The 25,766-nt window shown below is 31.4% G+C and carries 28 protein-coding genes; 18 read left to right on the forward strand and 10 right to left on the reverse strand.

Annotated features, from left to right (window positions below):
• Positions 1-97: 97 nt before the first annotated feature.
• Positions 98-2,731 carry a valine--tRNA ligase gene (locus tag E1J38_RS00155; protein ID WP_133355092.1) on the reverse strand — a complete coding sequence of 878 codons (2,634 nt, stop codon included), beginning with the start codon at positions 2,729-2,731 and terminating at the stop codon, positions 98-100.
• A gap of 264 nt (positions 2,732-2,995) precedes the next feature.
• On the opposite strand from E1J38_RS00155, the gene E1J38_RS00160 reads away from it, so the two are divergent.
• Positions 2,996-3,421, forward strand: a complete 426-nt coding sequence (locus E1J38_RS00160; RefSeq protein ID WP_133355090.1) for a DUF1573 domain-containing protein — start codon at positions 2,996-2,998, stop codon at positions 3,419-3,421.
• 143 nt (positions 3,422-3,564) lie between these two features.
• Here E1J38_RS00160 and E1J38_RS00165 read toward each other — a convergent pair whose 3' ends face one another.
• Positions 3,565-4,905, reverse strand: coding sequence for a PDZ domain-containing protein (locus tag E1J38_RS00165; RefSeq protein ID WP_133355088.1), 1,341 nt, complete (start codon positions 4,903-4,905; stop codon positions 3,565-3,567).
• A 125-nt stretch (positions 4,906-5,030) separates the two neighbouring features.
• On the opposite strand from E1J38_RS00165, the gene E1J38_RS00170 reads away from it, so the two are divergent.
• The 4 genes from E1J38_RS00170 to E1J38_RS00185 are packed head-to-tail and all read left to right on the forward strand — an operon-like array spanning position 5,031 to position 8,613.
• Entirely contained in the window at positions 5,031-6,221 is a 1,191-nt protein-coding gene (locus E1J38_RS00170) for a pyridoxal phosphate-dependent aminotransferase (protein WP_133355086.1), read from the forward strand.
• Positions 6,221-7,234 (forward strand): UDP-N-acetylmuramate dehydrogenase, encoded by a 1,014-nt coding sequence (gene murB, locus E1J38_RS00175; RefSeq protein ID WP_133355084.1) that lies wholly within the window; start codon positions 6,221-6,223, stop codon positions 7,232-7,234. Before E1J38_RS00170 ends, murB begins: the two co-directional genes overlap by 1 nt.
• A gap of 48 nt (positions 7,235-7,282) precedes the next feature.
• Positions 7,283-7,813, forward strand: coding sequence for an RNA polymerase sigma factor (locus E1J38_RS00180; protein ID WP_133355082.1), 531 nt, complete (start codon positions 7,283-7,285; stop codon positions 7,811-7,813).
• Positions 7,814-7,824: 11 nt separating this feature from the next.
• Positions 7,825-8,613, forward strand: a complete 789-nt coding sequence (locus E1J38_RS00185; RefSeq protein WP_133355080.1) for an anti-sigma factor — start codon at positions 7,825-7,827, stop codon at positions 8,611-8,613.
• Between the two features lie 75 nt (positions 8,614-8,688).
• Here E1J38_RS00185 and aqpZ read toward each other — a convergent pair whose 3' ends face one another.
• Positions 8,689-9,375 (reverse strand): aquaporin Z, encoded by a 687-nt coding sequence (aqpZ, locus tag E1J38_RS00190; RefSeq protein ID WP_133355078.1) that lies wholly within the window; start codon positions 9,373-9,375, stop codon positions 8,689-8,691.
• 141 nt (positions 9,376-9,516) lie between these two features.
• Here aqpZ and E1J38_RS00195 point away from each other — a divergent pair, with 141 nt between their 5' ends.
• From E1J38_RS00195 to E1J38_RS00225, 7 genes are all read left to right on the forward strand, one after another.
• Positions 9,517-9,720, forward strand: coding sequence for a membrane or secreted protein (locus E1J38_RS00195; protein WP_133355076.1), 204 nt, complete (start codon positions 9,517-9,519; stop codon positions 9,718-9,720).
• 6 nt (positions 9,721-9,726) lie between these two features.
• Positions 9,727-10,839 (forward strand): glycosyltransferase, encoded by a 1,113-nt coding sequence (locus E1J38_RS00200; protein ID WP_133355074.1) that lies wholly within the window; start codon positions 9,727-9,729, stop codon positions 10,837-10,839.
• Positions 10,830-11,378 carry an RNA polymerase sigma factor gene (locus E1J38_RS00205; RefSeq protein WP_133355072.1) on the forward strand — a complete coding sequence of 183 codons (549 nt, stop codon included), beginning with the start codon at positions 10,830-10,832 and terminating at the stop codon, positions 11,376-11,378. The genes E1J38_RS00200 and E1J38_RS00205 overlap by 10 nt, the downstream gene beginning before the upstream one ends.
• Positions 11,375-12,604 (forward strand): NRAMP family divalent metal transporter, encoded by a 1,230-nt coding sequence (locus E1J38_RS00210; RefSeq protein WP_133355070.1) that lies wholly within the window; start codon positions 11,375-11,377, stop codon positions 12,602-12,604. The genes E1J38_RS00205 and E1J38_RS00210 overlap by 4 nt, the downstream gene beginning before the upstream one ends.
• Positions 12,605-12,667: 63 nt before the next feature.
• Entirely contained in the window at positions 12,668-13,546 is an 879-nt protein-coding gene (lipA, locus tag E1J38_RS00215) for a lipoyl synthase (protein WP_133355068.1), read from the forward strand.
• Positions 13,547-13,548: 2 nt separating this feature from the next.
• Positions 13,549-14,565, forward strand: coding sequence for a type I glyceraldehyde-3-phosphate dehydrogenase (gene gap, locus E1J38_RS00220; RefSeq protein ID WP_133355066.1), 1,017 nt, complete (start codon positions 13,549-13,551; stop codon positions 14,563-14,565).
• 28 nt (positions 14,566-14,593) lie between these two features.
• Entirely contained in the window at positions 14,594-16,831 is a 2,238-nt protein-coding gene (locus tag E1J38_RS00225) for an ATP-binding protein (protein ID WP_133355064.1), read from the forward strand.
• Here the strand turns inward: E1J38_RS00225 and lpxK are convergent.
• Entirely contained in the window at positions 16,828-17,835 is a 1,008-nt protein-coding gene (lpxK, locus tag E1J38_RS00230) for a tetraacyldisaccharide 4'-kinase (RefSeq protein WP_133355062.1), read from the reverse strand. The genes E1J38_RS00225 and lpxK overlap by 4 nt on opposite strands.
• 53 nt (positions 17,836-17,888) lie before the next feature.
• Here lpxK and E1J38_RS00235 point away from each other — a divergent pair, with 53 nt between their 5' ends.
• From E1J38_RS00235 to E1J38_RS00250, 4 genes are all read left to right on the forward strand, one after another.
• Positions 17,889-18,983 carry a Nif3-like dinuclear metal center hexameric protein gene (locus tag E1J38_RS00235; protein WP_133355060.1) on the forward strand — a complete coding sequence of 365 codons (1,095 nt, stop codon included), beginning with the start codon at positions 17,889-17,891 and terminating at the stop codon, positions 18,981-18,983.
• Between the two features lie 3 nt (positions 18,984-18,986).
• Positions 18,987-19,766, forward strand: a complete 780-nt coding sequence (locus E1J38_RS00240; protein ID WP_133355058.1) for a zinc ribbon domain-containing protein — start codon at positions 18,987-18,989, stop codon at positions 19,764-19,766.
• 105 nt (positions 19,767-19,871) lie between these two features.
• Positions 19,872-20,528 (forward strand): peptide-methionine (S)-S-oxide reductase MsrA, encoded by a 657-nt coding sequence (msrA, locus tag E1J38_RS00245; protein WP_133355056.1) that lies wholly within the window; start codon positions 19,872-19,874, stop codon positions 20,526-20,528.
• A 201-nt stretch (positions 20,529-20,729) separates the two neighbouring features.
• Entirely contained in the window at positions 20,730-21,158 is a 429-nt protein-coding gene (locus E1J38_RS00250; protein WP_133355054.1) for a hypothetical protein, read from the forward strand.
• 218 nt (positions 21,159-21,376) lie between these two features.
• Here the strand turns inward: E1J38_RS00250 and E1J38_RS00255 are convergent, their stop codons facing one another.
• Positions 21,377-21,559, reverse strand: coding sequence for a hypothetical protein (locus E1J38_RS00255; RefSeq protein ID WP_186525788.1), 183 nt, complete (start codon positions 21,557-21,559; stop codon positions 21,377-21,379).
• A gap of 85 nt (positions 21,560-21,644) precedes the next feature.
• Here E1J38_RS00255 and E1J38_RS00260 point away from each other — a divergent pair, with 85 nt between their 5' ends.
• A complete protein-coding gene (locus E1J38_RS00260) occupies positions 21,645-22,289 on the forward strand; it encodes a hypothetical protein (RefSeq protein WP_133355052.1) in 645 nt (214 codons plus the stop codon).
• A 12-nt stretch (positions 22,290-22,301) separates the two neighbouring features.
• Here the strand turns inward: E1J38_RS00260 and E1J38_RS00265 are convergent, their stop codons facing one another.
• The 5 genes from E1J38_RS00265 to E1J38_RS00285 form a co-directional block, all read right to left on the reverse strand.
• Positions 22,302-22,589, reverse strand: a complete 288-nt coding sequence (locus E1J38_RS00265; RefSeq protein WP_133355050.1) for a hypothetical protein — start codon at positions 22,587-22,589, stop codon at positions 22,302-22,304.
• A gap of 510 nt (positions 22,590-23,099) precedes the next feature.
• Entirely contained in the window at positions 23,100-23,486 is a 387-nt protein-coding gene (locus E1J38_RS00270; RefSeq protein ID WP_133355048.1) for a rhodanese-like domain-containing protein, read from the reverse strand.
• A 4-nt stretch (positions 23,487-23,490) separates the two neighbouring features.
• Positions 23,491-23,808 (reverse strand): rhodanese-like domain-containing protein, encoded by a 318-nt coding sequence (locus E1J38_RS00275; RefSeq protein WP_133355046.1) that lies wholly within the window; start codon positions 23,806-23,808, stop codon positions 23,491-23,493.
• A gap of 113 nt (positions 23,809-23,921) precedes the next feature.
• The gene (locus E1J38_RS00280; RefSeq protein WP_133355044.1) at positions 23,922-24,542 is read right to left on the reverse strand and encodes a thioredoxin family protein; all 621 of its coding nucleotides are present in this window, start codon (positions 24,540-24,542) and stop codon (positions 23,922-23,924) included.
• Between the two features lie 6 nt (positions 24,543-24,548).
• Entirely contained in the window at positions 24,549-25,073 is a 525-nt protein-coding gene (locus E1J38_RS00285) for a TlpA disulfide reductase family protein (protein ID WP_133355042.1), read from the reverse strand.
• Between the two features lie 123 nt (positions 25,074-25,196).
• Between E1J38_RS00285 and E1J38_RS00290 the strand changes: the two genes are divergently transcribed.
• The gene (locus tag E1J38_RS00290; RefSeq protein WP_133355040.1) at positions 25,197-25,661 is read left to right on the forward strand and encodes a MarR family winged helix-turn-helix transcriptional regulator; all 465 of its coding nucleotides are present in this window, start codon (positions 25,197-25,199) and stop codon (positions 25,659-25,661) included.
• The last annotated feature ends 105 nt before the right edge of the window (positions 25,662-25,766 follow it).

Here is a 25,766-nt window from a genome sequence, read left to right on the forward strand (position 1 = left end):
TTTTAAGTTTTATAGTTATGGAAATGAAAAGAAAACAATTCAAAAATCAAAAAAAAAAAAAAGAGACTCAACTATTGAAATACACAAATTTCAAAACTTACTTCAAACTCGCCAAACTAGCTTTCAAAGTTTCAATTTTAGCTAAAGCATCTATTTCTTTTTTCTTTTCACTAGCAACAACTTGTTCTGGTGCGTTGTTTACAAAACGTTCATTGGATAGTTTTTTCTGTACCGATTTTAAGAAACCTTCAGTATAAATTAATTCATCTTTAAGTTTTTCAATTTCGGCATCTACATCAATGGCACCAGCCATGGGTATAAAATACTCGTTAGATTTTACTCTAAAAGTCAACGCTCCATCAATAGGGCTGTTTATATTTTGAATACTTTCAAGGTTGCCCAGTTTTATTATTACCTCATTAAAAGTATTAGTAGTATTTTCATTATTGACAACTGAAAAAGCAATAGTATCTTTAAACGCAATATTTTTCTCTTTTCTGATGGTTCTAATACCAGATACCACTTCGGAAGCAAAATCAAATTCAGAAATCAAAATTTCATTAACTGGTTTTAATTCAGGCCACTTAGAAACTATTAAGGCCTCTTCTGATGTTCTTTCTGAAATATATTGCCAAATTTCTTCGGTTAAAAAAGGCATGAACGGATGTAAAATCTTTAGGTTATCTTCTAATAAACCAATAACCGCATTGTAGGTAGTTTTATCTATTGGTTGTTGGTAGCCTGGTTTTACCATTTCTAATAGCCAAGAACAGAAGTCGTTCCAAATTAATTTGTAAGTTTCCATTAAAGCATCGCTAATGCGGTACTTGCTATAATGATCTTCTATAAGCGCTAAACTTTGTTGAAATTTATTGGTATACCAGTCAACACTAACTTTGGCATATTTTGGTTGTGCTACATCTGCTACTTCCCAGCCATTAATTAGTCTAAAGGCATTCCATACTTTATTACCAAAGGCTTTACCTTGCTGACATAAAGCCTCATCAAACAATAAATCATTCCCTGCTGCAGAACTCAATAACAAACCAACACGAACACCACCCGCGCCAAAATCACTTATTAATTTTAGGGCATCGGGAGAATTTCCTAAAGATTTACTCATTTTTCTACGTTGCTTATCACGAACTAAACCTGTTAAATACACATTTTTAAAAGGTTCTTTACCTTTATATTCGTAGCCAGCAATAATCATTCGGGCTACCCAGAAAAATAAAATATCTGGACCTGTAACCAAATCGTTGGTAGGGTAGTAGTATTGAATATCTTTGTTTTCTGGATTTCTAATACCATCAAATACGCTCATAGGCCATAACCATGAAGAGAACCATGTATCTAGAGCATCTGTTTCTTGAATTAAATCTGAAGATTGAAGCTGTGGATTAGAGGTTTTCTCTTGAGCTAGTTTTACTGCGTCCTCAATATTTTCTGCAACCACAAAATCTTCTTTTCCATCACCGTAATAGTAAGCTGGTATTTGTTGCCCCCAAAGCAACTGACGGGAAATATTCCAATCGCGGATGTTTTCCATCCAATGGCGATAGGTGTTTTCAAACTTCTTTGGAAATAACTGAATATCTTTTTCTTTACCTAACACTGCTTTAATAGCTGGTTTTACCAAATCTTCCATTTTAAGAAACCATTGATCTGATAACCTTGGCTCAATGATAGCTTTTGTTCTCTCAGAAATACCAACACGGTTGTTGTAATCTTCAATTTTGGCAATTAATCCTAAACCTTCTAGTTCTTTTACAATAGCTTTTCTAACTTCAAAACGATCTAGACCTTCATAATGCAGTCCGTAACTATTTAGTGTTGCATCTTCATTAAAAATATCAATCACTTCAAGATTGTGCTTATCACCTAAAATCTTGTCATTTTCGTCGTGTGCTGGCGTTACTTTTAAGCACCCTGTACCAAATTCTACATCAACATAATCATCCTCAATAATAGGAATAACTCTATTACAAATAGGAACTATGGCTTTTTTACCTTTTAGGCTAAAATGACGGTTATCATTGGGGTTAATACAGATTGCGGTATCACCCAAAATTGTTTCTGGTCTTGTTGTAGCAATGGTCAATAATTCATTAGAATCTTCAACCTGATATTTTATGTGATATAATTTACCCTGTTTATCAACATATTCAACCTCTTCATCAGATAAAGTGGTTTTAGCCTCTGGATCCCAATTCACCATTCTATAGCCACGATAAATTAAGCCCTTATTATACAAATCAACAAACACCTTAATAACCGCTTCACTCATATCGTCATCCATAGTGAACTTAGTACGTTCCCAGTCGCATGAGCACCCTAACTTTTTTAATTGCTCAAGGATTACCCCGCCATACTCATGCGTCCAATCCCAAGCGTGTTTTAAAAACTCGTCTCGAGTTAAGTCATTTTTATCAATTCCCTGTTCCTTTAATTTGGCTACTACTTTTGCTTCAGTGGCGATGGAAGCGTGATCTGTTCCTGGTACCCAACAAGCATTTTTACCCTGTAAACGGGCCCTACGAATTAACACATCCTGAATAGTATTATTGAGCATATGCCCCATATGTAGCACCCCAGTAACATTTGGAGGTGGGATTACTATGGTATAAGGCTCTCTTTCATCTGGTTCTGAATGAAAATAATTATGTTTCATCCAGTAATCATACCACTTGCTTTCTACCTTACTGGCATCATATTTAGACGGAATTTGCATACTTTGGAACAGTTTTTGAACTTTGATGTGCAAAAGTACTTATATTTCTTTTTCTGTGAAAACTATATATTAATTGGTTTTTTTATAAAAATGAAGCGTTTATTTGATACTTTAATTAAGTTTACTATGTTAACATGTGTGCATTACGTCTAATTTTTTTGTCAATTGTACAAAAAGTGAGTATGTTTGACATAGATTTATGACAAATAGTTTTATTATTTGTTCATTTTTAAATTGTAAAAACAGTAATTAAAAAATAAAACCATGAAACAATTAATTACAATTTTATTTATAGGATTAATCAGTTTTTCTGTAAATGCCCAAGAAAAAATAGCTAAAATAGAGTTTAAAACTGAAACCATAGACTACGGAACCATAGAAAAGGGATCGGATGGTGTAAGAGTTTTTGAGTTTACTAACACAGGTGATGCCCCTCTTATAATTTCTGATGTTAAATCATCTTGCGGATGTACCATACCTTCAAAACCAAAGGAGCCAATTTTACCCGGTAAAACTGGAGAAATTAAGGTAAAATATGATACTAACAGAGTAAATCCTATTAGAAAGACTATTACTGTGATTTCCAATGCTGATACGCCAACTATAGCTCTTAAAATCAAAGGCTTGGTAGTAGACTCAAGTAAAGCTAGTGTTCTTGAAAAAAAGGACAAAAGTATAGTACAAAAATAAAGAAGAAACACTTTGTAAAAAATTAAAGAGGCTGTCTGAAAAGTTTTTTTAAGTCCTTGAGAATCGGGTATTTGAAAAATCTCTCCTACACCTACCCGAATAAAAAAGAGGCTGTCTTGACTTTTCAGACAGCCTCTTTTTTATTATAATAAATTTTCTAGTTTAAAACTATAATTAAAAACTTGTTCATTTCTTTCAATTTTCAACTTAATTTGTTTGCCAGCGTTACCATAAAACATAGACATTATTTGCTCTAATTTAAGATGGTGAGTTGGTTTACCATTTATAGTTAAAATGATATCTCCTTTTTTTAATCCAGCTTTTTCTGCAGGAGAGTCATTTCTTAACTCTACAATAGCATAAGCTGGTTTTAAACTCATTTTATATTTTTTATCAAAAACTAGTTTTATTCCTCCTTTACTATTAATATTATTGCCTTCATTTTCATTCAACCTATACATAAAATGTTCATACTCCTTTACAAATCTAACACCATCGTGAGCTAACTCAATACCACTTTTGTTATAATTGAACTTTTCTTTGAAATACTTATTTTTTTTTAATGTGATTAACGAGTTTTTATAATCTATTGTAAGGTTAAATCGTTTTAAAATATTACCTGCCACAGTGCCGTTTCTATCTTTTACTTTTTTGGCAAAAAACACAGAGTTGGCATCTGGATAAGCCACGTTGGCTTTTTTTAAAGTAAAACTTTTTAAGGAAAATGACTCTGTCTTTCCTCGCTTTCCATATACACTACCACTTAAACCATGCCCAAGAAAATCTCTAAAAAAATTATCTCCTGAAATTATCCCCAGAGAATCATCTTCAAAAAGCCATAAACTATCACTACCCCCTGAGTCTATGAGTAATTTTACAGGAATCTTTTTATTGTTTAAGCTAACTTGAGCATTTATGTAAGGCTTATCATTATAAAATTCTAACCTAAAACGCTCACAACTTTTACATTTTTTGTAATTATAATATGTTGGCTCTGTTAATTTGATAAACTTAGACGAATAATGAATCTCTACAACAAAATCTCTAAACAAGTCTAATCCTATAATCCCATTTACCAACACCCCCAATCGAGGAGCAAAATTTAAACCAAGTTCATGAATTGCATATAAGTCTTGATTTAACTTTATAGCATCTCCTATTTTAAAAATATTATTAGATGATTTTAAAGCCTCTATAGGCTCCCCTTCTCCCAAACCTCGAATAAAGATTTTTTCAGTGTTCTTTATTTTTAGACTATCAGAGATGTTTAAGAAGTTAAAAATAATTGGTTTACTTACACCTGTATCTAAAATAAATGAAAGTTCCACTCCATTCACTTCAACTGGGATTACCACTAAATTGTTAATTAACCTGAAGTTAATTTTATCAGTCTTACGTTTGTTTTGAATTAGAAATTTATTTTGGGCACCTAAAAAATAAAATCCATAGAAAAGTAATAATAAAAAAATGAAGAACTTTTTCATCAAGAAATACTTACTATTTATATTAATCAATTTACAAATCTTTTAATTGGTAAAAGTATTTAAGGGTGTTTTTTAAAAAAACTTTAAGATAATTTTCTCAACTTTGCACCCTAATTTTATATTTGATGCCTACTATATCTAAAAAGGGACAATTAATGCCGGAATCTCCTATTAGAAAATTGGTTCCGTATGCCGAAGAAGCTATGAAAAATGGTAAACACATTTATCATTTAAATATTGGTCAGCCTGATATCAAAACTCCAGAGGTAGCGTTAAAAGCAGTAAAAGAGAATGACGTAGAGGTTTTGTCTTATTCGCGTTCTGAAGGTTCAGAAACTTACAGAAAAAAGCTTGCCGCTTATTACAATTATCATAATATTAATGTATCTCACACAGATATTGTTGTTACCACTGGTGCCAGTGAAGCCATAGCTTTTATTTTTGGAAGTATTATGGATGTTAATGATGAAGTTATTATTTGTGAACCTTTTTACGCTAACTATATTGCTTTTGCCACAGCAGCTAGTGTAAAAGTGGTGCCAATTGTTTCAAAAATAGATGATAATTTTTCATTACCACCTATTAAAGAGTTTGAAAAACTAATTACACCAAAAACAAAAGCTATTATGATTTGTAATCCGGGAAACCCTACCGGATGTCTATATACTGAAGAAGAAATTAAACAATTGGCAGATATTGTAAAACGCCATGATTTATTTTTAATTTCAGATGAAGTATATCGTGAGTTCACCTATGATGGTAATTCTCATTACTCCATACTTGAGTTAAAGGGATTAGATGAGCATACTATCATGATAGACTCTGTTTCTAAACGTTATAGCATGTGTGGAGCCAGAGTAGGTTGCCTGGTTACAAGAAATGAGACCGTGAGACATACCGTTTTAAAGTTTGCACAAGCACGGTTGAGTCCGCCAACTTATGCCCAAATAGCTAGTGAAGCGGCTTTAGAAACGCCACAAAGTTATTTTAACAAAGTAAAGAAAATGTATATTAACAGACGTGATGTGTTAATTGCAGAGTTAAATAAAATTGATGGTGTTAAAATAGCTACACCTAAGGGAGCATTTTACTGCATTGCAGAATTACCCGTCAAAAATGCCGATCATTTTGCGCAATGGCTTTTAGAATCTTTTGATGTAAATAACGAAACAGTCATGGTAGCTCCTGCTAGTGGATTTTATTCTACTGAAGGAATAGGTTCAAACCAAATAAGAATTGCTTACGTACTTAATAAGGAAAGCTTAGTAAAGGCGGCCAACATATTAAAAGAAGCTTTAAAAGTTTATAAATACTAGTGCATATTGATCAAAACATATCTTTAAAACCATACAATACATTTGGTATTGATGTTAATGCCAAATTTTTCGTTTCAGTTTCTAGTATTGATGATTTAAAATATGTTTTAACGCTTCAAGATTTCCCAAATAAATTAATACTTGGTGGTGGCAGTAATATACTACTTACAAAAGATTTTGATGGACTAGTAGTACATATAAATTTAAAAGGAATTACAATAATTTCTGAAACATCCCAACACGTAATCGTTAGGGCCAATGCAGGTGAAAATTGGCACGAGTTTGTACTTTGGTGTTTAGAAAACAATTTTGGTGGTATTGAAAATTTATCGCTCATTCCTGGTAATGTAGGAACAGCTCCCATTCAAAATATTGGAGCTTATGGTGTTGAGCTAAAAGATGCATTTGTGTCTTGTGATTCCATGTGCATACAAAGCCAGGCAATGAAAACTTTTACTAAGTTAGATTGCAACTTTGGATATAGAAATTCTATTTTTAAAACCGAAGCCAAAGGAAAGTATGTTATCACAAGTGTAGATTTTAAATTAACTAAACAAAATCACAAACTAAACACCAATTATGGTGCTATAACATCAGAATTACAAAACATGGGGGTTAAGAGTCCAACAATAAAAGATGTGTCAAAGGTTGTTATAGCTATTCGCGAAAGCAAATTACCTAACCCCAAAGAAATTGGTAATAGTGGTAGTTTCTTTAAAAACCCAGTCATATCAAAGGAATTATATGTAACACTGCAAGAAAACTTCCGTGATATCCCAAGTTATCCTGTTTCAGAAAATGACGTAAAAATTCCTGCAGGTTGGCTTATTGAAAAAGCAGGTTTTAAGGGTAAGCGTTTTAATGATTATGGTGTTCATAAAAATCAAGCTTTAGTTTTGGTGAACTATGGCAATGCTAAAGGAGAAGACATTTTAAGGCTATCTAAGTTAATACAAAAGACCATAAAGAGATTATTCAGTATTACAATTGAAGCCGAAGTAAATATCTTATAATCTCGGAGAAATTTCTAACTTTGACATCATATTTAAATCTAACCATCCTTGATAGCACCCATTGAAAAAGAAATAGTAAAACTTCTGGAGTTAGGCGATAAAAAGGCTATTTCTTTGCTTTATGAGAATTATGCAGATGCTCTGTATGGTGTTATAAAAAAGGTAATTAGTGATGACGAAACCGCACAAGATGTACTTCAAGAAAGTTTTGTGAAAATTTGGAGATACGCCAAGAAATATGATGCTACAAAAGCTAAGTTATTTACTTGGTTATACAGAATTGCATATAATACTGCTATTGACAAAGTAAGATCATTAAAAAACAAAAGCGGTAAAGAAGTCCAAATTGAGACTTCAGTCGTATATACATTTACAGCAGATAGTATAAATCAAGATGTATTAGATATAAAAAAACATCTAAAAACACTTGATGAAAAATATCAGATTGTTATTAATGCGCTCTTTTTTGAGGGCATGACCCAACAAGAAGCTAGTGATGAATTAGATATTCCACTAGGAACTATAAAATCGAGATTAAAAATTGGATTGCGTGAATTAAAAAAGATTTACAATCCTTAATAAACAAAGTCATGAATGAGAAAACAACTACTTTTTTAAATTCTGGCCTTTTAGAAAAATATCTAATAGGAGAAACTACTTCTGTAGAAACAGAAATGGTTGAGACTTATATTTCAAAATACCCAGAAGTACAGAATGCTTATAACACTTTACAGCATAACCTGGAAATTGTAGCCAAAAGTAATGCTACTGAAGCTCCAAAACATATTTTAAATAATATTTTAGAAGAATTAGATGATACTCCTGTAATAAGAATGAGTAGCTCTAAAAAATATCAAAAGTGGTACAAGTATAGTATTGCAGCAAGTGTTGCCGCATTAATTTTTGCATGTACAGCATATCTTTTCTATAATCAAAACCAGAAATTAGCTGAAGAAAATCAAGTGGTTGTTGATGAAATATTTGATTTGAGAAGTGATATAGCGCAAAACAATAAAATGCTTGATAATGTAATGCGTCAATTATTAAAGCTTAATAACCCTGAAACAGCAAAATACATCATTAATGGTAATGAAAGAGCAAAAGACCTAAAAACGGTTGCATATATTAACCCCAAGGAAAAAACATCCATGATAGATGTGGTGTCTTTACCAAAATTACCAGAGGAACAATGCTACCAGATTTGGGCTGAATTACAAGGTAAAATGGTTAGTTTGGGTATTTTAAATGAAGCTGATAGGCAGCTGATAAACATCCCTTATGCAGAAGATGCTTTAGCATTAAACATCACCATTGAGCCTAAAGGAGGTAATGAAATAGCCTCGTTAGAGAATAAAGTAGCAGAAGTTAGCCTGCAATAAATCATAAATCTATTGATTCTAAAAAGCCTCGTTTCAACTTTAGAAACGAGGCTTTTTTTACGTATTTAACAAAAGTTATTCTTTATCAAATAAAGCTTTATGAATAATTCCTGCAACAATGGCTCCAGCAATTGGTGCTACCCAAAACAACCACAACTGTACAGTATATTCTCCTCCAGCGAATAATGCTTGACTTGTTGAACGAGCTGGGTTAACCGACGTATTAGTAATTGGGATACTAATTAAGTGTATTAGTGTTAAACCTAAACCAATAGCTATTGGAGCAAACCCCTTGGGCGCTCTTTCATTGGTACTTCCTAAAATGATTAAAAGAAAGAAAGCTGTTAATAAAAACTCAGCAATTAAAGCAGCCGGCATAGAATAACCTCCAGGAGAAAGGTTCTCATATCCATTAGCTGCAAAACCTCCAACAGAATCAAAATCTGCTTTGTTTGTTATTATTAAATATAAACATCCTGCTGCAGCCAAAGCCCCTATTAACTGTGCAATGACATAACCTAATAAATCTTTAGCTTCAAACTTTCCACCTGCCCATAAGCCAAAAGATACTGCTGGATTAAAATGTCCACCCGAAATATGACCAACAGCATATGCCATTGTAAGTACTGTAAGTCCAAAAGCCAGTGCAACACCAGCAAATCCAATACCCAATTCTGGAAATGCAGCAGCAAAAACAGCACTACCACATCCACCAAAAACGAGCCAAAAAGTTCCAAAAAATTCTGCGAATAATTTTTTCATGATTTTAATTTAATTGGTTAACAAATCAATTTAAGAATTATTTATGTGACACAGAAATAAATACTTAGTCACTTTTGTTTTGTTACAAGTAATTAGCTTATAAAATTGATAAAAGTGTTAACTTTGTACAAAATAATTCGCATGAAACTTTTTTTAATTACAATTCTTATTTTGGGGCTTGCCATTGCTGGAATAGCTATTAAAATTTGGGCAAAAAAAGATGGTAAATTTGCTGGTACTTGCGCAAGCCAAAATCCCATGTTAAACAAGGAAGGTGAAACTTGTGGATTTTGTGGCAGAACTCCAGACCAATATGCCGATTGTAACGAACCTCAACACTCATAAACCTGTATGAGCTTACTTGATTTTGTATACTATGCATTTTTTAGTGTAGTTAGTATTCAAGTAGTTATTTATATTGTTCTCTTTGGAAAGTTCTCGTTTTCAAAACAAAAAAAGCAATCTGCTAAAAAAATTGCTGTCTCAGTGATTGTTTGTGCTAAAAACGAAGCAAAAAACTTAAAAACCTTTCTTCCGTCAATAATTTCACAAGAGTATCCAGATTTTGAAATTGTCCTTATAAATGATGCTTCTACAGACAATACCTTAAAGGTCATGGAAGCTTTCAAAAAAGAATACAACAATATTAAAATAGTTGATGTAAAAAATGTGGAAGCTTTTTGGGGTAATAAAAAATACGCTTTAACACTTGGCATTAAAGCTTCTAAAAATGATTATCTTTTATTCACGGATGCAGATTGTAAACCTGTTTCTAAATACTGGATTAAAGATATGACAGCTCATTTTAGCAATCAGAGGACTATTGTGTTAGGGTATGGAGCATATTCAAAAATTAAAAATTCGTTACTTAATAAATTAGTTAGATTTGAAACTTTGGTGACGGCCATTCAATATTTTTCATTTGCCAAATTAGGTATACCATATATGGGAGTTGGCAGGAATCTGGCTTATGCCAAAAAAGAGTTTTTTGATGCTAATGGTTTCATCAATCACATTCAAGTGCGTTCTGGTGATGATGATTTGTTTATTAATCAGGTTGCCTCAAAAAACAATACAGCTATTTGTTACTCAAAACATAGTTTTACTGAATCTATCCCCAAAACTACATTTAAAGACTGGTTTAAACAGAAAAGAAGGCACATTTCTACCGCAAAACTTTACAAAGTAAAACACAAATTACTTCTCAGTATTATTTATACTTTTACACTACTATTTTGGGTATTAGCCTTAATATTGCTACCTACTTTATTCAATTGGAGGATTGTAATAATACTGTTTTTTTCTAGAATTTTTGTCCAGTATTTGGTTTATGGTTTTTCAGCTAAAAAATTAGATGAGAAAGATTTACTACGGATATTACCTTTTTTGGAATTTTTTTTAGTTTTTACACAATTAGTTATATTTATAAATAATCTTATTTCAAAACCAAACCATTGGAAATAAACGAAGCTATTAAGCGCGCCAGAGAAAACGACCAGAAGGCGTTTAACTTCTTGCTAGATACTTTTTGGGATGATGTTTATGGATTTCAGTTAAAACGAATTGAAAACGAAAATGATGCTGAAGATATTACTATCCAAACATTTTCTCGGGCTTTTGACAGAATTGAAACCTTTGATGATTCTTATAAATTTAAAACCTGGCTAATTACTATTTCTAAAAATATTCATATTGATTTATTACGAAAAGAGAAAAAATCTATTAGGCAAACTATTACTAATGATGAAAAGTCAGTGCTTCAAATTTTAGATGAATCTCCTTCTGCCGAAGATAAATTAATTACAGAACAGCATTTGGTAAAACTTTTACGCGATATAAAAAAACTAAAACCACACTATCAAAAAGTTATAAATCTACGTTACTTTCAAGAATTGAGCTATAAAGAAATTTCAGATGAGCTTAATGAACCCATTAACAATGTGAAGGTGAAATTGTTGCGAGCTAAAAAATTATTAGCTGAAATCATTCAGAAATCAAAATGATAGCTAAACTAAAAAACTTAGGCCCTGGATTATTATTTGCTGGAGCCGCCATAGGAGTGTCTCATTTGGTACAATCCACAAGAGCTGGAGCTGATTTTGGTCTAGGTTTGCTATGGGCTTTATTATTAGCTAATTTGTTTAAATATCCTTTCTTTCAATATGGCCCCAGATATGCAGCTGCAACAGGAGAAAGTTTGTTAGATGGTTATAAAAAAATGGGTAAAGTAGTATTGGCAACATATTTTATTCTAACATTTGCCACTATGTTTACCATTCAAACGGCAGTCACCATAGTCACAGCAGGTTTAGCGTCTTCTATCTTTGGGAATTTAGGTTTTGATTCTGTTTTAGCTTTAAAGATATGGACGATAATAGTATTAGTTATTTGTTTAGGATTGCTTGTTGTTGGAAAATATAAGTTACTGGATAACCTAATAAAACTTATAATTATTTTGTTATCCATTAGTACAATTTCTGCTGTAGTTATGGCTCTTTACGGAAATAATACTCGTATTTCACTAACGCAAGTTTTGCCCAAGGAAACAACTCAAATTGCTTTTCTAATTGCTTTTATGGGTTGGATGCCAGCACCGTTAGATATTTCTATTTGGCATTCGTTATGGTCGGTTGAAAAGCAAAAAGGTGATAAAAAGTATAAATCTAAATCGGCATTATTCGATTTTAATGTTGGCTATATTGGCACTATTATTTTAGGTATTGGTTTTGTGTTATTAGGTTGTCTGGTCATGTTTGGAAGTGGGGAAACATTTAGTGATTCTGCAGGAGGTTTTTCAAGTCAGCTTATACAAATGTACACTAGCAGCTTAGGTGATTGGGCTTACATTTTAATTGGTATTGCGGCTTTTACAACCATGTTCAGTACTACGCTTACCTGCTTAGATGCCTCTCCAAGAGCTATGGACAAAACTTTGGAGCTTATATTCAACAAAAGCTATAAACGTGGCTATTTAGCGTGGATACTCCTCTTGACTGTTGGAACTGTTTGTATTTTTTTCTTCTTCGCATCAGAAATGGGTTTATTAATAGAAATTGCTACCATTCTTTCATTCATAACAGCGCCCTTTTATGCCATAATTAATTATAAATTAATTTCTGGAAAGCATACACCCAAAGAATGGCATCCTAATAAAAAAATGCATATTTTAAGTTGGAGTGGCATTATCTTTTTAATAGGTTTTAGTGTTTGGTATCTCTATACTTTATAAAAGAATACTTTATATCTTTCTTCTGAAAAAAATCACGTATTTTTGCGTTTGATTTTTTTGACTATGCAAAAGGAAACCGCTTCTAATATATTACCTGAAAGAAAACCGAAACCAAAATGGCTTCGTGTAAAACTTCCTACGGGTAAAAAGTATACCGAATTAAGAGGATTAGTAGATAAATACAAATTAAACACTATTTGTACTTCGGGTAGTTGCCCTAATATGGGCGAGTGCTGGGGTGAGGGAACGGCTACCTTTATGATTTTAGGTAATATTTGTACACGTTCATGTGGTTTTTGTGGTGTTAAAACCGGTAGACCAGAATCTGTAGATTGGGACGAGCCCGAAAAGGTGGCTCGTTCTATTAAAATCATGAATATTAAGCATGCTGTTTTAACCAGTGTTGATAGAGATGATTTAAAGGATATGGGAAGTATCCTATGGGCTGAAACTGTTAAAGCAGTAAGAAGAATGAATCCTGAAACAACACTTGAGACGCTAATACCAGACTTTCAAGGTATAGAACAGCATATAGATAGGATTGTAGATGTTGCTCCTGAAGTAGTATCGCATAATATTGAAACGGTTAGACGATTAACCAGAGAAGTTAGAATTCAAGCACAATATGATAGAAGTCTAGGAGTTCTTAAATATTTAAAACAGTCAGGACAAAGGCGTACCAAATCTGGTATCATGCTTGGTTTAGGAGAAACTAGAGAAGAAGTTATAGAAACACTTCATGATTTAAAAGATAATGACGTGGATGTTGTTACTATAGGTCAATACCTACAACCTAGTAAAAAACATTTACCTGTTAAGCAATTTATAAATCCGGATCAGTTTAAAGAGTACGAAGAAATTGGCTTAAAACTAGGTTTCCGTCATGTAGAAAGTAGCGCTCTAGTGCGTTCATCGTATAGAGCTCAAAAACATATTCATTAAAAATGATTACGGTTGCCATTAATGGTTTTGGTAGAATTGGTAGACGTGTTTTTAGATTACTACAAGACTATAAAAACATAAAAGTGGTTGCTATAAATGATTTAGCAGACGCTAGAACATTGAGCTATTTACTTAAATACGACAGTGTTCATGGGCTTTTTAACGGTACTGTTTCGTTTGGTGACAATCATATTATTGTTAATACTGAAAACATTCCGCTTTTAAACCAAAAACATCCAAAAGATATTGATTGGTCTCCTTACAATGTTGATTTTGTTATAGAATCTACTGGGAAATTTAAAACAAAATTAGACTTAAATCATCATTTAGCAAATGGCGCAAAACAGATTATTTTAAGTGTTCCTCCTCTTGATGATGATATTAAAACGATTGTTTTAGGGGTTAATGATGAGAGTCTTGATGGCTCTGAAACAATCATTTCAAACGCATCATGTACTACTAATAATGCGGCCCCCATGATTGATATTATCAATAAACTTTGTGGTATTGATCAAGCCTATATTACAACGGTACATTCCTACACCACAGATCAAAGTTTACACGATCAACCCCATAGAGATTTACGTAGGTCTCGTGCTGCAGGGCAATCTATTGTTCCAACTACCACTGGTGCCGCCAAGGCTTTAACTAAAATTTTTCCAGAATTATCTGATGTTATTGGTGGCTGTGGGATTAGAGTTCCTGTAATTAATGGATCGTTAACTGATATTACATTCAATGTAAAAAAAACAGTTACAATTAAAGATATAAACAAAGCCTTTAAAGAAGCTGCTCAAAATAGTTATAAGAATATTTTAGAATACACTGAAGATTCTATTGTATCTATCGATATTATTGGCAATACAAATTCTTGTGTGTTTGATTCTCAAATGACTTCAGTGATTGGAAATATGGTAAAAATTATTGGTTGGTACGATAATGAAACTGGATATTCTAAACGAATTATTGATTTATTATGCAATTTATCGGTAAAAAAACGTATTTTATCGATAAAATAATTATATTTGTCAGTAATATTGAATTAAAATGTCCCAAATAAAGCAATATATATTAACATGTACTTTGTTATTAAATGTCTTAGCATGGTCTCAAAAAACCATGGAAGATGACCCTGAGATTCAGCAAAATAACATAAACTTTCGTATTGAACAATCCCAGACTGCCTTAGAAAAATTCGATTATTACGAAGCTCAAAATCAGCTTGATGAAGCTTTAAAACTCGCGCTAAAAACAGATAATAAAAAGAGTATAGGCATTATTTGTGCAAGAAAAGGTAAACTTCAACTTATTATTGAAGAAGAAGATAACGCCATAACTTCATTAAGAAAAGCTATAAAAATACAAACCGAGACTAATGATAACCTTAATTTAGCTTACTCGTATAAAACCTTGGGTGAAGTTTTCATTGCCAAAGAAGATTACTTCCAAGCTTCTGATTATTTTAAATCTGCAAAAAGCCTTTTCGAACAAGAAGAATTAGATGAAGGTATTGCTGAAACCCTCTTATTAGAAGGTAAAACCTTTATGTTGTTAAAAAACTACAGGAAAGCCAGATCTGTATTAGAACAAGCATCTGCTTTGGCAAAAAAAACTGGGTTGCTAAAAACTCAAAGTGAAGCCTTTGTAAATCAGGGCTTGGTTTATCATAAATTAGGAGACAAAGAAAAAGCCATAGAGTTATCTGAGCAAGGTTTAATAATTGCAAAACAGAACAACTTTACTTCTATTTTAAATAATGCCTATTTAGTGTTAAGTGAATTACATAATAAGATTGGTAATTACCAACTCTCCAGAGAGTATTTACAAAGTCATTTAACGCTATCAGATTCTATAAGAAATCTAACAAGAGTAAGCTATACAAAAGACCAAGAGATAGAATTTCTTTTAAATAAAGCCAATGAAGAAATTAAAATATTAAAAGAAAAAGCTCAAGAAGAAAAAGAAGATGATGGTGTAAGAAATTTGATTTCTATATTAAGTGTAGCCTTAATTACAATTCTATCACTTCTAACCTTATCACTATACAAAAACAACAATATAAGATTAAAATCCAATAATATGCTTCACAAAAAAAACAGTGAACTTATTGTTGCAAAAGAAAAGGCTGAATTAGCATCCAAAACAAAAGCCAATTTCCTGTCTACAGTAACACATGAACTCCGTACGCCGCTTTATGCAGTTACTGGCCTAAGTAATATGTTATTAGAAGAAGATCCTAAACCTTCCCAAATTCAGCATTTAAAATCATTAAAATTTTCTGGAGACTATCTACTAACTTTTATTAATGACATTCTTCAAATTAATAAGATTGAAGCCAATAAAGTTGATTTAGAACCAGAACCTTTCAATCTTAAGAAAAAAATAAACAACATTATTTTAGCTTTAAATAATTCAGCAGAAGATAATAATGTTAAAATTCATTTTGAGTTTGATAAAGATTTACCAGAGAACTTCATAGCAGATCAAATTAAGATATCACAGATTTTAATAAATTTAATAGGTAACTCCATTAAGTTTACTAAGGATGGTGATATTTGGATTAGGATATACAAACTAGAAGTAAAAGACAATATATATAAAGTTAGATTTGAAGTTGAAGATAATGGTATTGGCATAAGTCAGGAAAAGCAAGACAAAATGTTTGAGAGTTTCTCTCAAGGTTCTATTCAAATAAACAGAAAATATGGTGGTACTGGATTAGGGCTTTCAATTGTTAAAGGACTTATTGATATTCTTAAAGGACAGATTCATGTAAAAAGTGAATTAGAAAAAGGGACTACTTTCTTCTTTGAAATACCAATGGAACACACGACTGTTAAAGAAGCTACCAAAGCTGAATCTAAAGTGTCTTATTTTGATAAAAAAACCAACAAATTAGACTTAACCAACGTTAAGATTTTGGTAGTTGAAGACAACAAAATTAACCAGATGATTACCAAAAAGATCCTCACTAAAATGGATCTAAAATGTGATATTATAGACAATGGAACTGATGCTGTGGATATGATTAAAACTAACAACTACAATATTGTTTTAATGGATATTCATATGCCAGGCATAAGTGGTATTGAGGCAACTAAAATTGTTAGAACATTTGATAAAGAACTTACCATATTTGCGTTAACGGCCGTAACCATTGAAGATAAAATGCATGAGTTTGAAGAAGCTGGGTTTACAGATATCATCCCAAAACCATTCAAGCAAGAAGAATTTGAGAAAAAATTATACAATGCATTAGTTTCAAAAGAAGAGCAATCTGCTTAAGCGTTTTGTAAAAAGTTTTTTATTTTATTATTAAATAACGTTTCTTTATCAATACTAACTTCAATTGGTAAAAAGTACAATTTCCTTTTTAAGGGTTCATATTGCTTTAAACGCATAAAATCTTTCTCTGTAGTTATAATTAGCGCTTTATTGTTAAGTTCGTCAATATCATTCTGAGTGAAGTTATAATGGTCTTTAAAATTTAAGTGTTCAAAGTCTAGGTTTTTGTATTTTAAAAATTTCACCAGTGGTAATGCGTTTGCAATTCCAGTAACCAAAGTAAATTTTGGTAACTCCTTAATATTCTTTGAGTCAGTTTCAGAAAAAACTCTATTTGAATATTCAATAGAGCTAAAAAACACTTGCTGATGTTTTTTGGGATGTATTTTCTTTATGAAAGCCTGCTTTTTTTCATCACTTAAATTATGTGGACACTTACTTATAATAATAATATCAGCACGTGTTGCACCACTTTTAGGTTCTCTTAAATTACCTGTTGGTAGGGTAAAATCACTAAAATAAGGGTTACTATAAGTGCTCAGTAAAATATTAATACCTGCCTTTACTTTTCTATGCTGAAAGGCATCGTCTAGCAAAATAACTTCTGGTGGATTTTTAATAGACTCAAGAGTTTTAATACCATTATTTCTATCAGCATCTACAGACACAAGAATGTCATTTTTAAATTTACTGTAGAACTGAAAAGGTTCATCTCCTATTGTTTCAGCATTTGAAGTTTTATTAGCTAATTGAAAACCTTCTGTTTTTCGCTTATAACCTCGGCTCAAGGTTGCCACTTTATAGTCCTTTTTCAACAAATTTATTAGGTATTCTATCATTGGGGTTTTACCAGTACCTCCAACACTTAAATTTCCAACACAGATAACAGGAAACGGATAAGAACTTGATTTTTTAACACCCAAATCATATAACTTATTTCTCAACCAAGTGATAAAATGGTATAAGGGTACAAATGGAAAAAGAATGTATCTAATTAAATTCATTACAGCAAAGTAAATATTTTATATTTGTTTAATAATCAAATACAGTAAATATTATGATTATTCAAGATGTCATTAATCATTTAGAGGAATTAGCACCATTGGCTTACGCCGAAGATTTTGATAACGTTGGACTTTTGGTTGGGGATAAAAAACAAAAGTTAACAGGGGTTTTAGTTACTATAGATACGCTTGAAAGTGTGGTAGATGAGGCCATTACAAAAAAATGTAATCTAATAGTGAGTTTTCATCCTATTATCTTTAAAGGACTAAAAAAAATAACGGGTAATACTTATGTTGAGCGTGTAGTTCTTAAGGCTATTCAGCACAATATTGCCATTTATGCTATCCATACTGCCTTAGATAATGCCTCACAAGGAGTAAATGATATGATATGCAATCAACTTGATTTAGTAAATAAAAAGATTTTAATACCTCAATCTAAAACTATAAAAAAATTAACTACATACGTTCCAAAAAATGAAGCAGAACAATTAAGAAATGCTTTATTTAATGCTGGTGCTGGTAATATAGGTAATTATAGTAACTGCAGCTTTAATACAGATGGAATTGGAACATATCAAGGAAATGAAAATTCTAATCCAACACTTGGTGAAAAAGGAAAAACCCATCAAGAAGCAGAAACACAAGTATCAGTTATTTTTTCAAAACATTTAGAACATGATGTTATTAAAGCGCTTATTGATACACATAGCTATGAAGAAGTTGCCTATGAAGTGGTGACTATAGAAAACAAGAACCAAAATATTGGTATAGGAATGATTGGAGAGTTCAAAGACCCAATGAGTGAAGAAGACTTTTTAGCTTACATAAAGTTACAAATGAAATCAGAATGTATTAGGCACTCGTCGTTTTTAAATAAAACCATAAAAAAAGTAGCTGTTTTAGGCGGTTCTGGTAGCTTTGCAATAAATGCAGCAAAAGCTGCAGGTGCAGATGCTTATGTGACTTCTGATTTAAAGTATCACGACTTTTTTATGGCAGAAAACACCATATTTTTGGCAGATATTGGACATTATGAAAGTGAACAATTCACAAAAAATCTTTTAGTAACGTATCTTACAAAAAAAATTACTAATTTTGCAGTCGTTTTATCAAACACCAATACCAATCCCGTTAAGTATTTTTAAAGTATGGCTAAAAAGAAAGAAGTAACTGTAGAAGAGCGCTTAAGAGCTTTATACGATTTACAACTTATAGATTCTCGCATAGATGAGATTAGAAATGTAAGAGGTGAACTTCCTTTAGAAGTTCGCGATTTAGAAGATGAAGTAGCAGGGTTAAACATCAGACTTGAAAAACTTGTTGCAAGTTTAGAGGTTATTGATAATGATATTAATGCCAAGAAAAATCTTATTGAAGAGTCTAAAGCTTTAATAAAAAAGTACAACGAGCAACAGAAAAATGTTAGGAATAACAGGGAATACAATTCTTTATCAAAAGAAATTGAGTTTCAAGAGTTAGAGATAGAGTTAGCTGAAAAGCACATTAAAGAGTTTAAAGCACAAATTGAGCAGAAAAAAGAAGTTATTTCTGAAACTAAAGAGCGTTTAAAAGAACGTGAAACACATTTAAAACATAAAAAGGGTGAGTTAGATGCTATTTTAGCAGAAACAGAAAAAGAAGAACAAGTGCTTATTGAGAAATCTGAGGCTTATAAAGAGCAGATAGAAGACCGTCTAGTAGCTGCTTACACTAGAATTAGAAGCAGTGTTAAAAACGGTTTAGCGGTTGTTCCTATTGAACGTGGAGCTTCAGGAGGTTCTTTTTTCACTATACCACCTCAGGTACAGGTTGAAATAGCCTCTCGTAAAAAAGTGATAACAGATGAGCATAGTGGAAGAATTTTAGTAGATGCTGTTCTTGCTGAAGAACAAAAAACTAAAATGGAAAAACTGTTTGCAAAACTATAAATCTATTTAAGTAAATATTTTGAAAGCCTTTACAAATGTTGTGAAGGCTTTTTTATTTTATAAATTAAGGTTTCATATTTTTATACGTCTTAATAATAAAACACTATGAGAAATATCATTACACTTTTATTTATTACTTTATTATTTAGTTGTCAAAACTCAGCGCAATCAAAACAACAAGAAAACATTAAAAACGCTAGGGCTACCCAAGTACCTTTAGAAAATGGTAAAGCTAGAGCCTATTTTGCAAGCGGTTGTTTTTGGTGTGTTGAAGCTATATATGAAAGTGTTAGAGGTGTAGACGAAGTTATTAATGGCTATTCTGGTGGATATACGAAAAATCCAACCTATGAAGCCAGTAATACAGGACGCACAGGTCATGCCGAAGCGGTTGAGGTTATTTATGACCCAAAAGTTGTAAATTTTGAAACCTTGGTTGATGTATATTTTGCCTCGCAAAACCCAACTCAGATAAATGGCCAAGGTCCAGATCACGGCTCACAGTACCGTTCCATAATTTTTTATCAAAACGATGAGCAAAAGCAAATCATTTTAGAGAAAAAAGCAGCTTTAGCAAAACAGTTAAAAGCTAAAATCGCAGCCGAAGTATATCCTTTTCAAAAGTTCTGGATTGCCGAAGATTACCATCAAAATTATGAAAGACTACACCCCAATCACCCCTATATTCAGCGTATCTCCATTCCAAGATTAAATAGGTTTAAGACTAAATTTTCTGAGGAGTTACTTAAAAAAAGTCACTAACGCACATTTTGTCTACAAAAATTTTCTATTACTATAGTTTAGATTGGATAAATGACGCTTATCCCTAAGTTGGCTGTAATTTGAAGAACGATAATATAACATACTGATTAACTGAATTTTAAAAATATTTTATCTTTACAAACTGGGAATTATAACAATTCAATTGTTTCATCTTAGAATTATTAACATAAATTATTTACAATGAAAACCCCAAATTTTAAATTACTTACAATTCTAGCCGCAATGGTATTGTTTGTTGGAACATTTACATCCTGTTCTGATGATAACGGACCAAATGCGAGCATAACTGTTAACGAAGGACCATCAGGCGATATTGGTGGTGATTTTACTGGAAATGGTGGAAATTCTTCCCGAACAGTTAATTGGACTAATAATTTAGCAACTGCCGATTATAATGCAGACATTACTGCCACAGCAACTGGAACATTTAATATAGAAATTGCTGATTCCGAAGGAACTGTAGTACTAGACAGAACTTTGAATGGCGGAACTGAACCTGACAGTATTGACGGAGTTACACAAGCTGGAGAACCTGGGAATTGGACTGTAACAATTACAATTACTTCATTTAACGGGGATGGAAGTTATTCTTTAAGCGCTGGCAACTAATAACGAATTGACAAATAAAGTATTGTAAAGGCCAGAATTGATAGCTTTTTCTATTTGAAAATAAATAAAAACTACAGCTAACAACGTGTAAGCACAATAACGGCTGAATTTACTAATCAGAAAGTCCTCGAAAATTTGCTATCTTCAGTTTACTGAAGAAAATTCTTGTGGATTTTCGCGTAACAAAACCATACACAAATCGTTAAACAAATCACCTTTTATAACTTTACTACCTTTACCTCAAAAATAAGTGGAGATAATTTAGCTTTAGTTTCAAAAAGGCCATTTTCGGTTTTAATTAATCTAGGCAATACGTTATAAGGTGTTTCATGATGTTCTTTTAAGTATTCAATGTGCAAACCTGCTTCAGTTAGCGCCGATATTATTTCCCCCCATGCCATGGTTTCCAGGTAACCTTGTTGGTATTAAAATAGATTTTGTTACTACTCATTTTTAAGTTACCTATCTTTGTTAAAACTTCAATGTATGAAAAAATCAGTATTTTCTTTATGTCTCTTAGTACTTTGTTTCTCATGCAAACAAATAGATGAAAAAGCTAAAGAAACATCTAAATTATCTATTGCCAAACAAATTGCTAACGCCCATGGTTTTGAAAATTGGGATAAGGTTAAAGAAATTCAATTTAAATTTGGGAAAAACCGACTTTGGAACTGGAATCCCAAAACCGATGATATTAAGCTTATTACAGATAAGGATACCATAATTTATAATAGAAAGTCCATAGATATTAATTATATAAAAACAGACCGTGCTTTTATTAATGATAAGTTTTGGTTATTAATCCCTTTTCAATTGGTTTGGGATACTTCAGCTTCTATCTCAGAACCTATTAAAGAATTAGCTCCAATTAGTAAAAATATGATGAATAAAATTACTATTACATATCCAAAAGAAGGTGGTTATACACCAGGAGATGCTTATGATATTTATTTTGACAAAGACCTAATAATAAAAGAATGGGTATTTAGAAAAGGCAACAAACAAGAGCCCTCTTTAATTAATACTTTTGAAAACTACCAAGATTTCAAAGGTATTAAACTAGCCTTAGACCATAAAAGAATTAATGGTAAAGGGGGTGTAAAATTTACAAGTGTTCAGCTAAAGTTTTAAATAAAAAACAGACTAATTAATGTTGTGCTCTTTAGCTATATTTTTATTCATTTGTTCTAGCCATTTAAGCTGCGCTTTTATTTCTTTACTACGCGTTTTTAGCTTATCAAATTTAGCTGCTCTAAGTTCTTCTTTCTTAACTTTTTCCTGAAGTTCTATTTCTGCTCTTTTAGCTTCTCGTTTTTTAAACTTTTTGTTTTTAATTTTTTCGAAATACACAAAAATATAAGCATAAATATACATGCTTAAAAAAAGCAAAGCAACTATACTCAAAATGAGCCAACCATTCATCATATTCATAATTCAAAAGTTTTAATATTAACAGTTTAGTTAGTATAAACTTAAAGAAAAGACTATTACTCTTAAAAATTCTAAGTTAAATAACTCAAAAACAAGACAAAGGATAAAAAACTGAAATAATCATCGACAAGCGGTTAAGTATCCTTTATTTCTTTTTACAAACCTTTTAATTTCCACTTATGCAAATATAGTAGGCTTACTCCTCTTGTACAATGGCTTTGAAAAAGTGGCTTTGACCATATCTAGAAAAGATTATCAATTATCTTCTCCTCCTCCCATTTCAAATGTTTTTAATAAAGTTTTCTACAGCATCAAAATCTACTCAATTTTTGCTCGCTATGTATCTTCCAAGTCACCTTGTCTACATGCATTATAAAAACTTCCTAAGACAGAAGCTTAATTATTTGGACCCTATCAAATATAAGAATTTTTAAACAATACTGAAAATGAAGCTAATAAACTATTATTTGAATAAGGTCATAAAAAAAGCTCTCAAAATTGAGAGCTTTTCTATTTTATAAGTTTAAAACCTTTTTTCTTCCACTCTATAATACCGCCTTCAAGATCATACACTTTTTTAAAACCTATCTCTTGAAGTATTTTAGCAGTTTTACCACTTCTTCCTCCACTTCTGCAATACAATAAGAGGGTTTCATTTGGGTCTAGTTTTGCCATTTCTTCTTTAAATGTCTCTGAATAAAAATCTATATTCTTAGCATTTTTAATATGACCTTCTTCAAACTCTTTTGGTGTTCTAACATCAATTAATAAAGGGGTTTCTTTTTCTATCATTGTTTTCATCTCTTCAGCAGAAATAAGTGCTTTACTCTGCGAAGTATTATTACATGCTAAAAAAGCCGCAAAAACTAAAAAACCAATAATTAAAAAATGTTTCATAATTTTATTCTATGTCAACCACATCACCTGTCCAATCCAACATGCCACCTTCAAGGTTATAGGCATTATCAAACCCTAATTCTTCCATAATCACACAAGCTTTATGGCTTCTATTACCTGAACGACAATACACATAATAGTTTTTACTTTTATCAAGCTCGTCAACTTTATCTATAAATTCTTCGCCTAAATAAAAATCAATTTGTATCGCGTTTGGGATTATTCCGTCTGCTACTTCGGCATCAGTTCTTACATCTAGTATAATGGCATTATCATCATTAGCCAACTGTTCTGCCCACTCTTCTTGTGTTAAATCTTCCATTTAAAAAATTAAATTAATTATGATTACAAAGTTAGTGCTTAAATAATTTATAGACGAAAAAAATCTGAAGCATTACACCTCAGATTTAATAAAATTTACTTGAGAAATATCTATTAAACTTTTATGGTGCATCCAATGGCTTTAGTCTCTTTTTGCAGCACCTCATTTCCTTCAATTAAAGCATCAACTGCGTTTTCTACATACTTTGTATTTACTGCAGAAGCATCTTTGTAATTATCATCAATAGCGCCAATGTATTCAACAATTAATCCGCTTTCTGTTTTATCAAGCACAAAAATATGTGGTGTTTTTGTTGCTCCAAATTTTGGAAACACTTCTTGTTTAGCATCAATTAAATAAGGAAAAGTAAAGCCCTTACTTTTTGCTCTTTCTTTCATAGCATCCATATTATCTCCTGGTTTAATAGAGGTGTTATTGGGCATAATGGCAATAACTGGATATCCTTTTGGCGCGTACTTTTTATCTAATGCAATAATTCTGTCTTCATACATCACTGCATAAGGGCATGTATTACAAGTAAAGGTAACAATGAAACCTTTAGCGTCTTTATAATCAGATAAGGACACCATGTTACCATCAATATTTTCAAGTGAAAAATCTTCTGCGATATCACCAATTTTATAACCCTCTCCCAAATTATTTTCAGGAGTGGTAAATGCTCCAATAATTAGCACCAAACATGCTACAGTAAATAATTTAATTGTTTTACTCATTTTATTTTAGTTTAAAAATTTCTTTAACGCTTCCTCTAACTCATTATATGTAAATGATTGCTCATAAAACTGTCGTTTGTTCTTATTGTATATAATGGTTGCCGGTATTGAACCAGACCAATCTTTGTTTACTCTAGGAATCCAGCTATTAGAATCTACATCATCTAAAACCACTATTTTAGATTTTAAATCATGTTCTTTAATAAACGGTTTAAGTTTAGATTCATATTGATGTGGAAAATCTAAACTCACCAAAATAACTTCAACATTTTTATGTTTATAACTAGCATATAAATCTTCAAAATAAGGTAACTCTTTAACACAAGGCGCACACCACGTAGCCCAAAAGTTTATAACATAAACGGTATTATCCTCTTTTTTTAAAATAGGTTCTAGGCCATCAAAATCATAAATTTCCAATTGGGTCTTTTGTTCAGCAACATCAATAAGCTGTGCTTTCTTTTTGTTTAAACAACCAAAAACTAACAACATTCCAACTAAAAATACTATTCTAATGGTTGATAATTTCATCAAGTTTATAATTCAATATTATTTAAGATATAAATTTAGTTAATCAATAATATATAGCCTTTTATTTAACAATTATTTAAATATTAGATATTTTTTATATATTTGTATATACAACAGTGGTGTATGGAAATTAAGAAGGTTCTTAAAGTAAATAGCAATCTTCCAGTATCTAAAGAAGTTGTAATAAACCTTATTTATACTACTTGTATAGTAAATAGTAAGTTAAATAACGTTCTTAAACCATATGGTATTTCTTTACAACAGTTCAATGTCTTAAGGATTTTAAGAGGACAAAAGCAAGTTCCAGTCACTCTTGCTACGGTGCAAGAAAGAATGATTGCAAAAATGAGTAATACAACTAGGTTGATTGATAAGCTGGCTAAAAAAGGATACGTTGAAAAGAAAATAAATAAAGACAACAGAAGAAAAATTGATATTTCAATAACCAATGAAGGTTTATTGTTTTTAGAAGAAATAAGTAAATTGATTGATAGCACCGAAAAAGACATTATAAGTTCTTTAACTAAAGATGAGGCTTATAATATGATTAGATTATTAGACAAGATTAGGTTAATAGCAAACAAATAATTCTCTTAAAACTAATAATCGTACAAGACTGCCATATAAATTATATGGCAGTTTTTTTTAATTTATAATCTAAACTGTTGTATAATTATTTTTTCATTTTTATAT

Origin of the sequence: Seonamhaeicola sediminis (assembly GCF_004358095.2) — a bacterium.
Lineage (GTDB): Bacteria > Bacteroidota > Bacteroidia > Flavobacteriales > Flavobacteriaceae > Seonamhaeicola > Seonamhaeicola sediminis.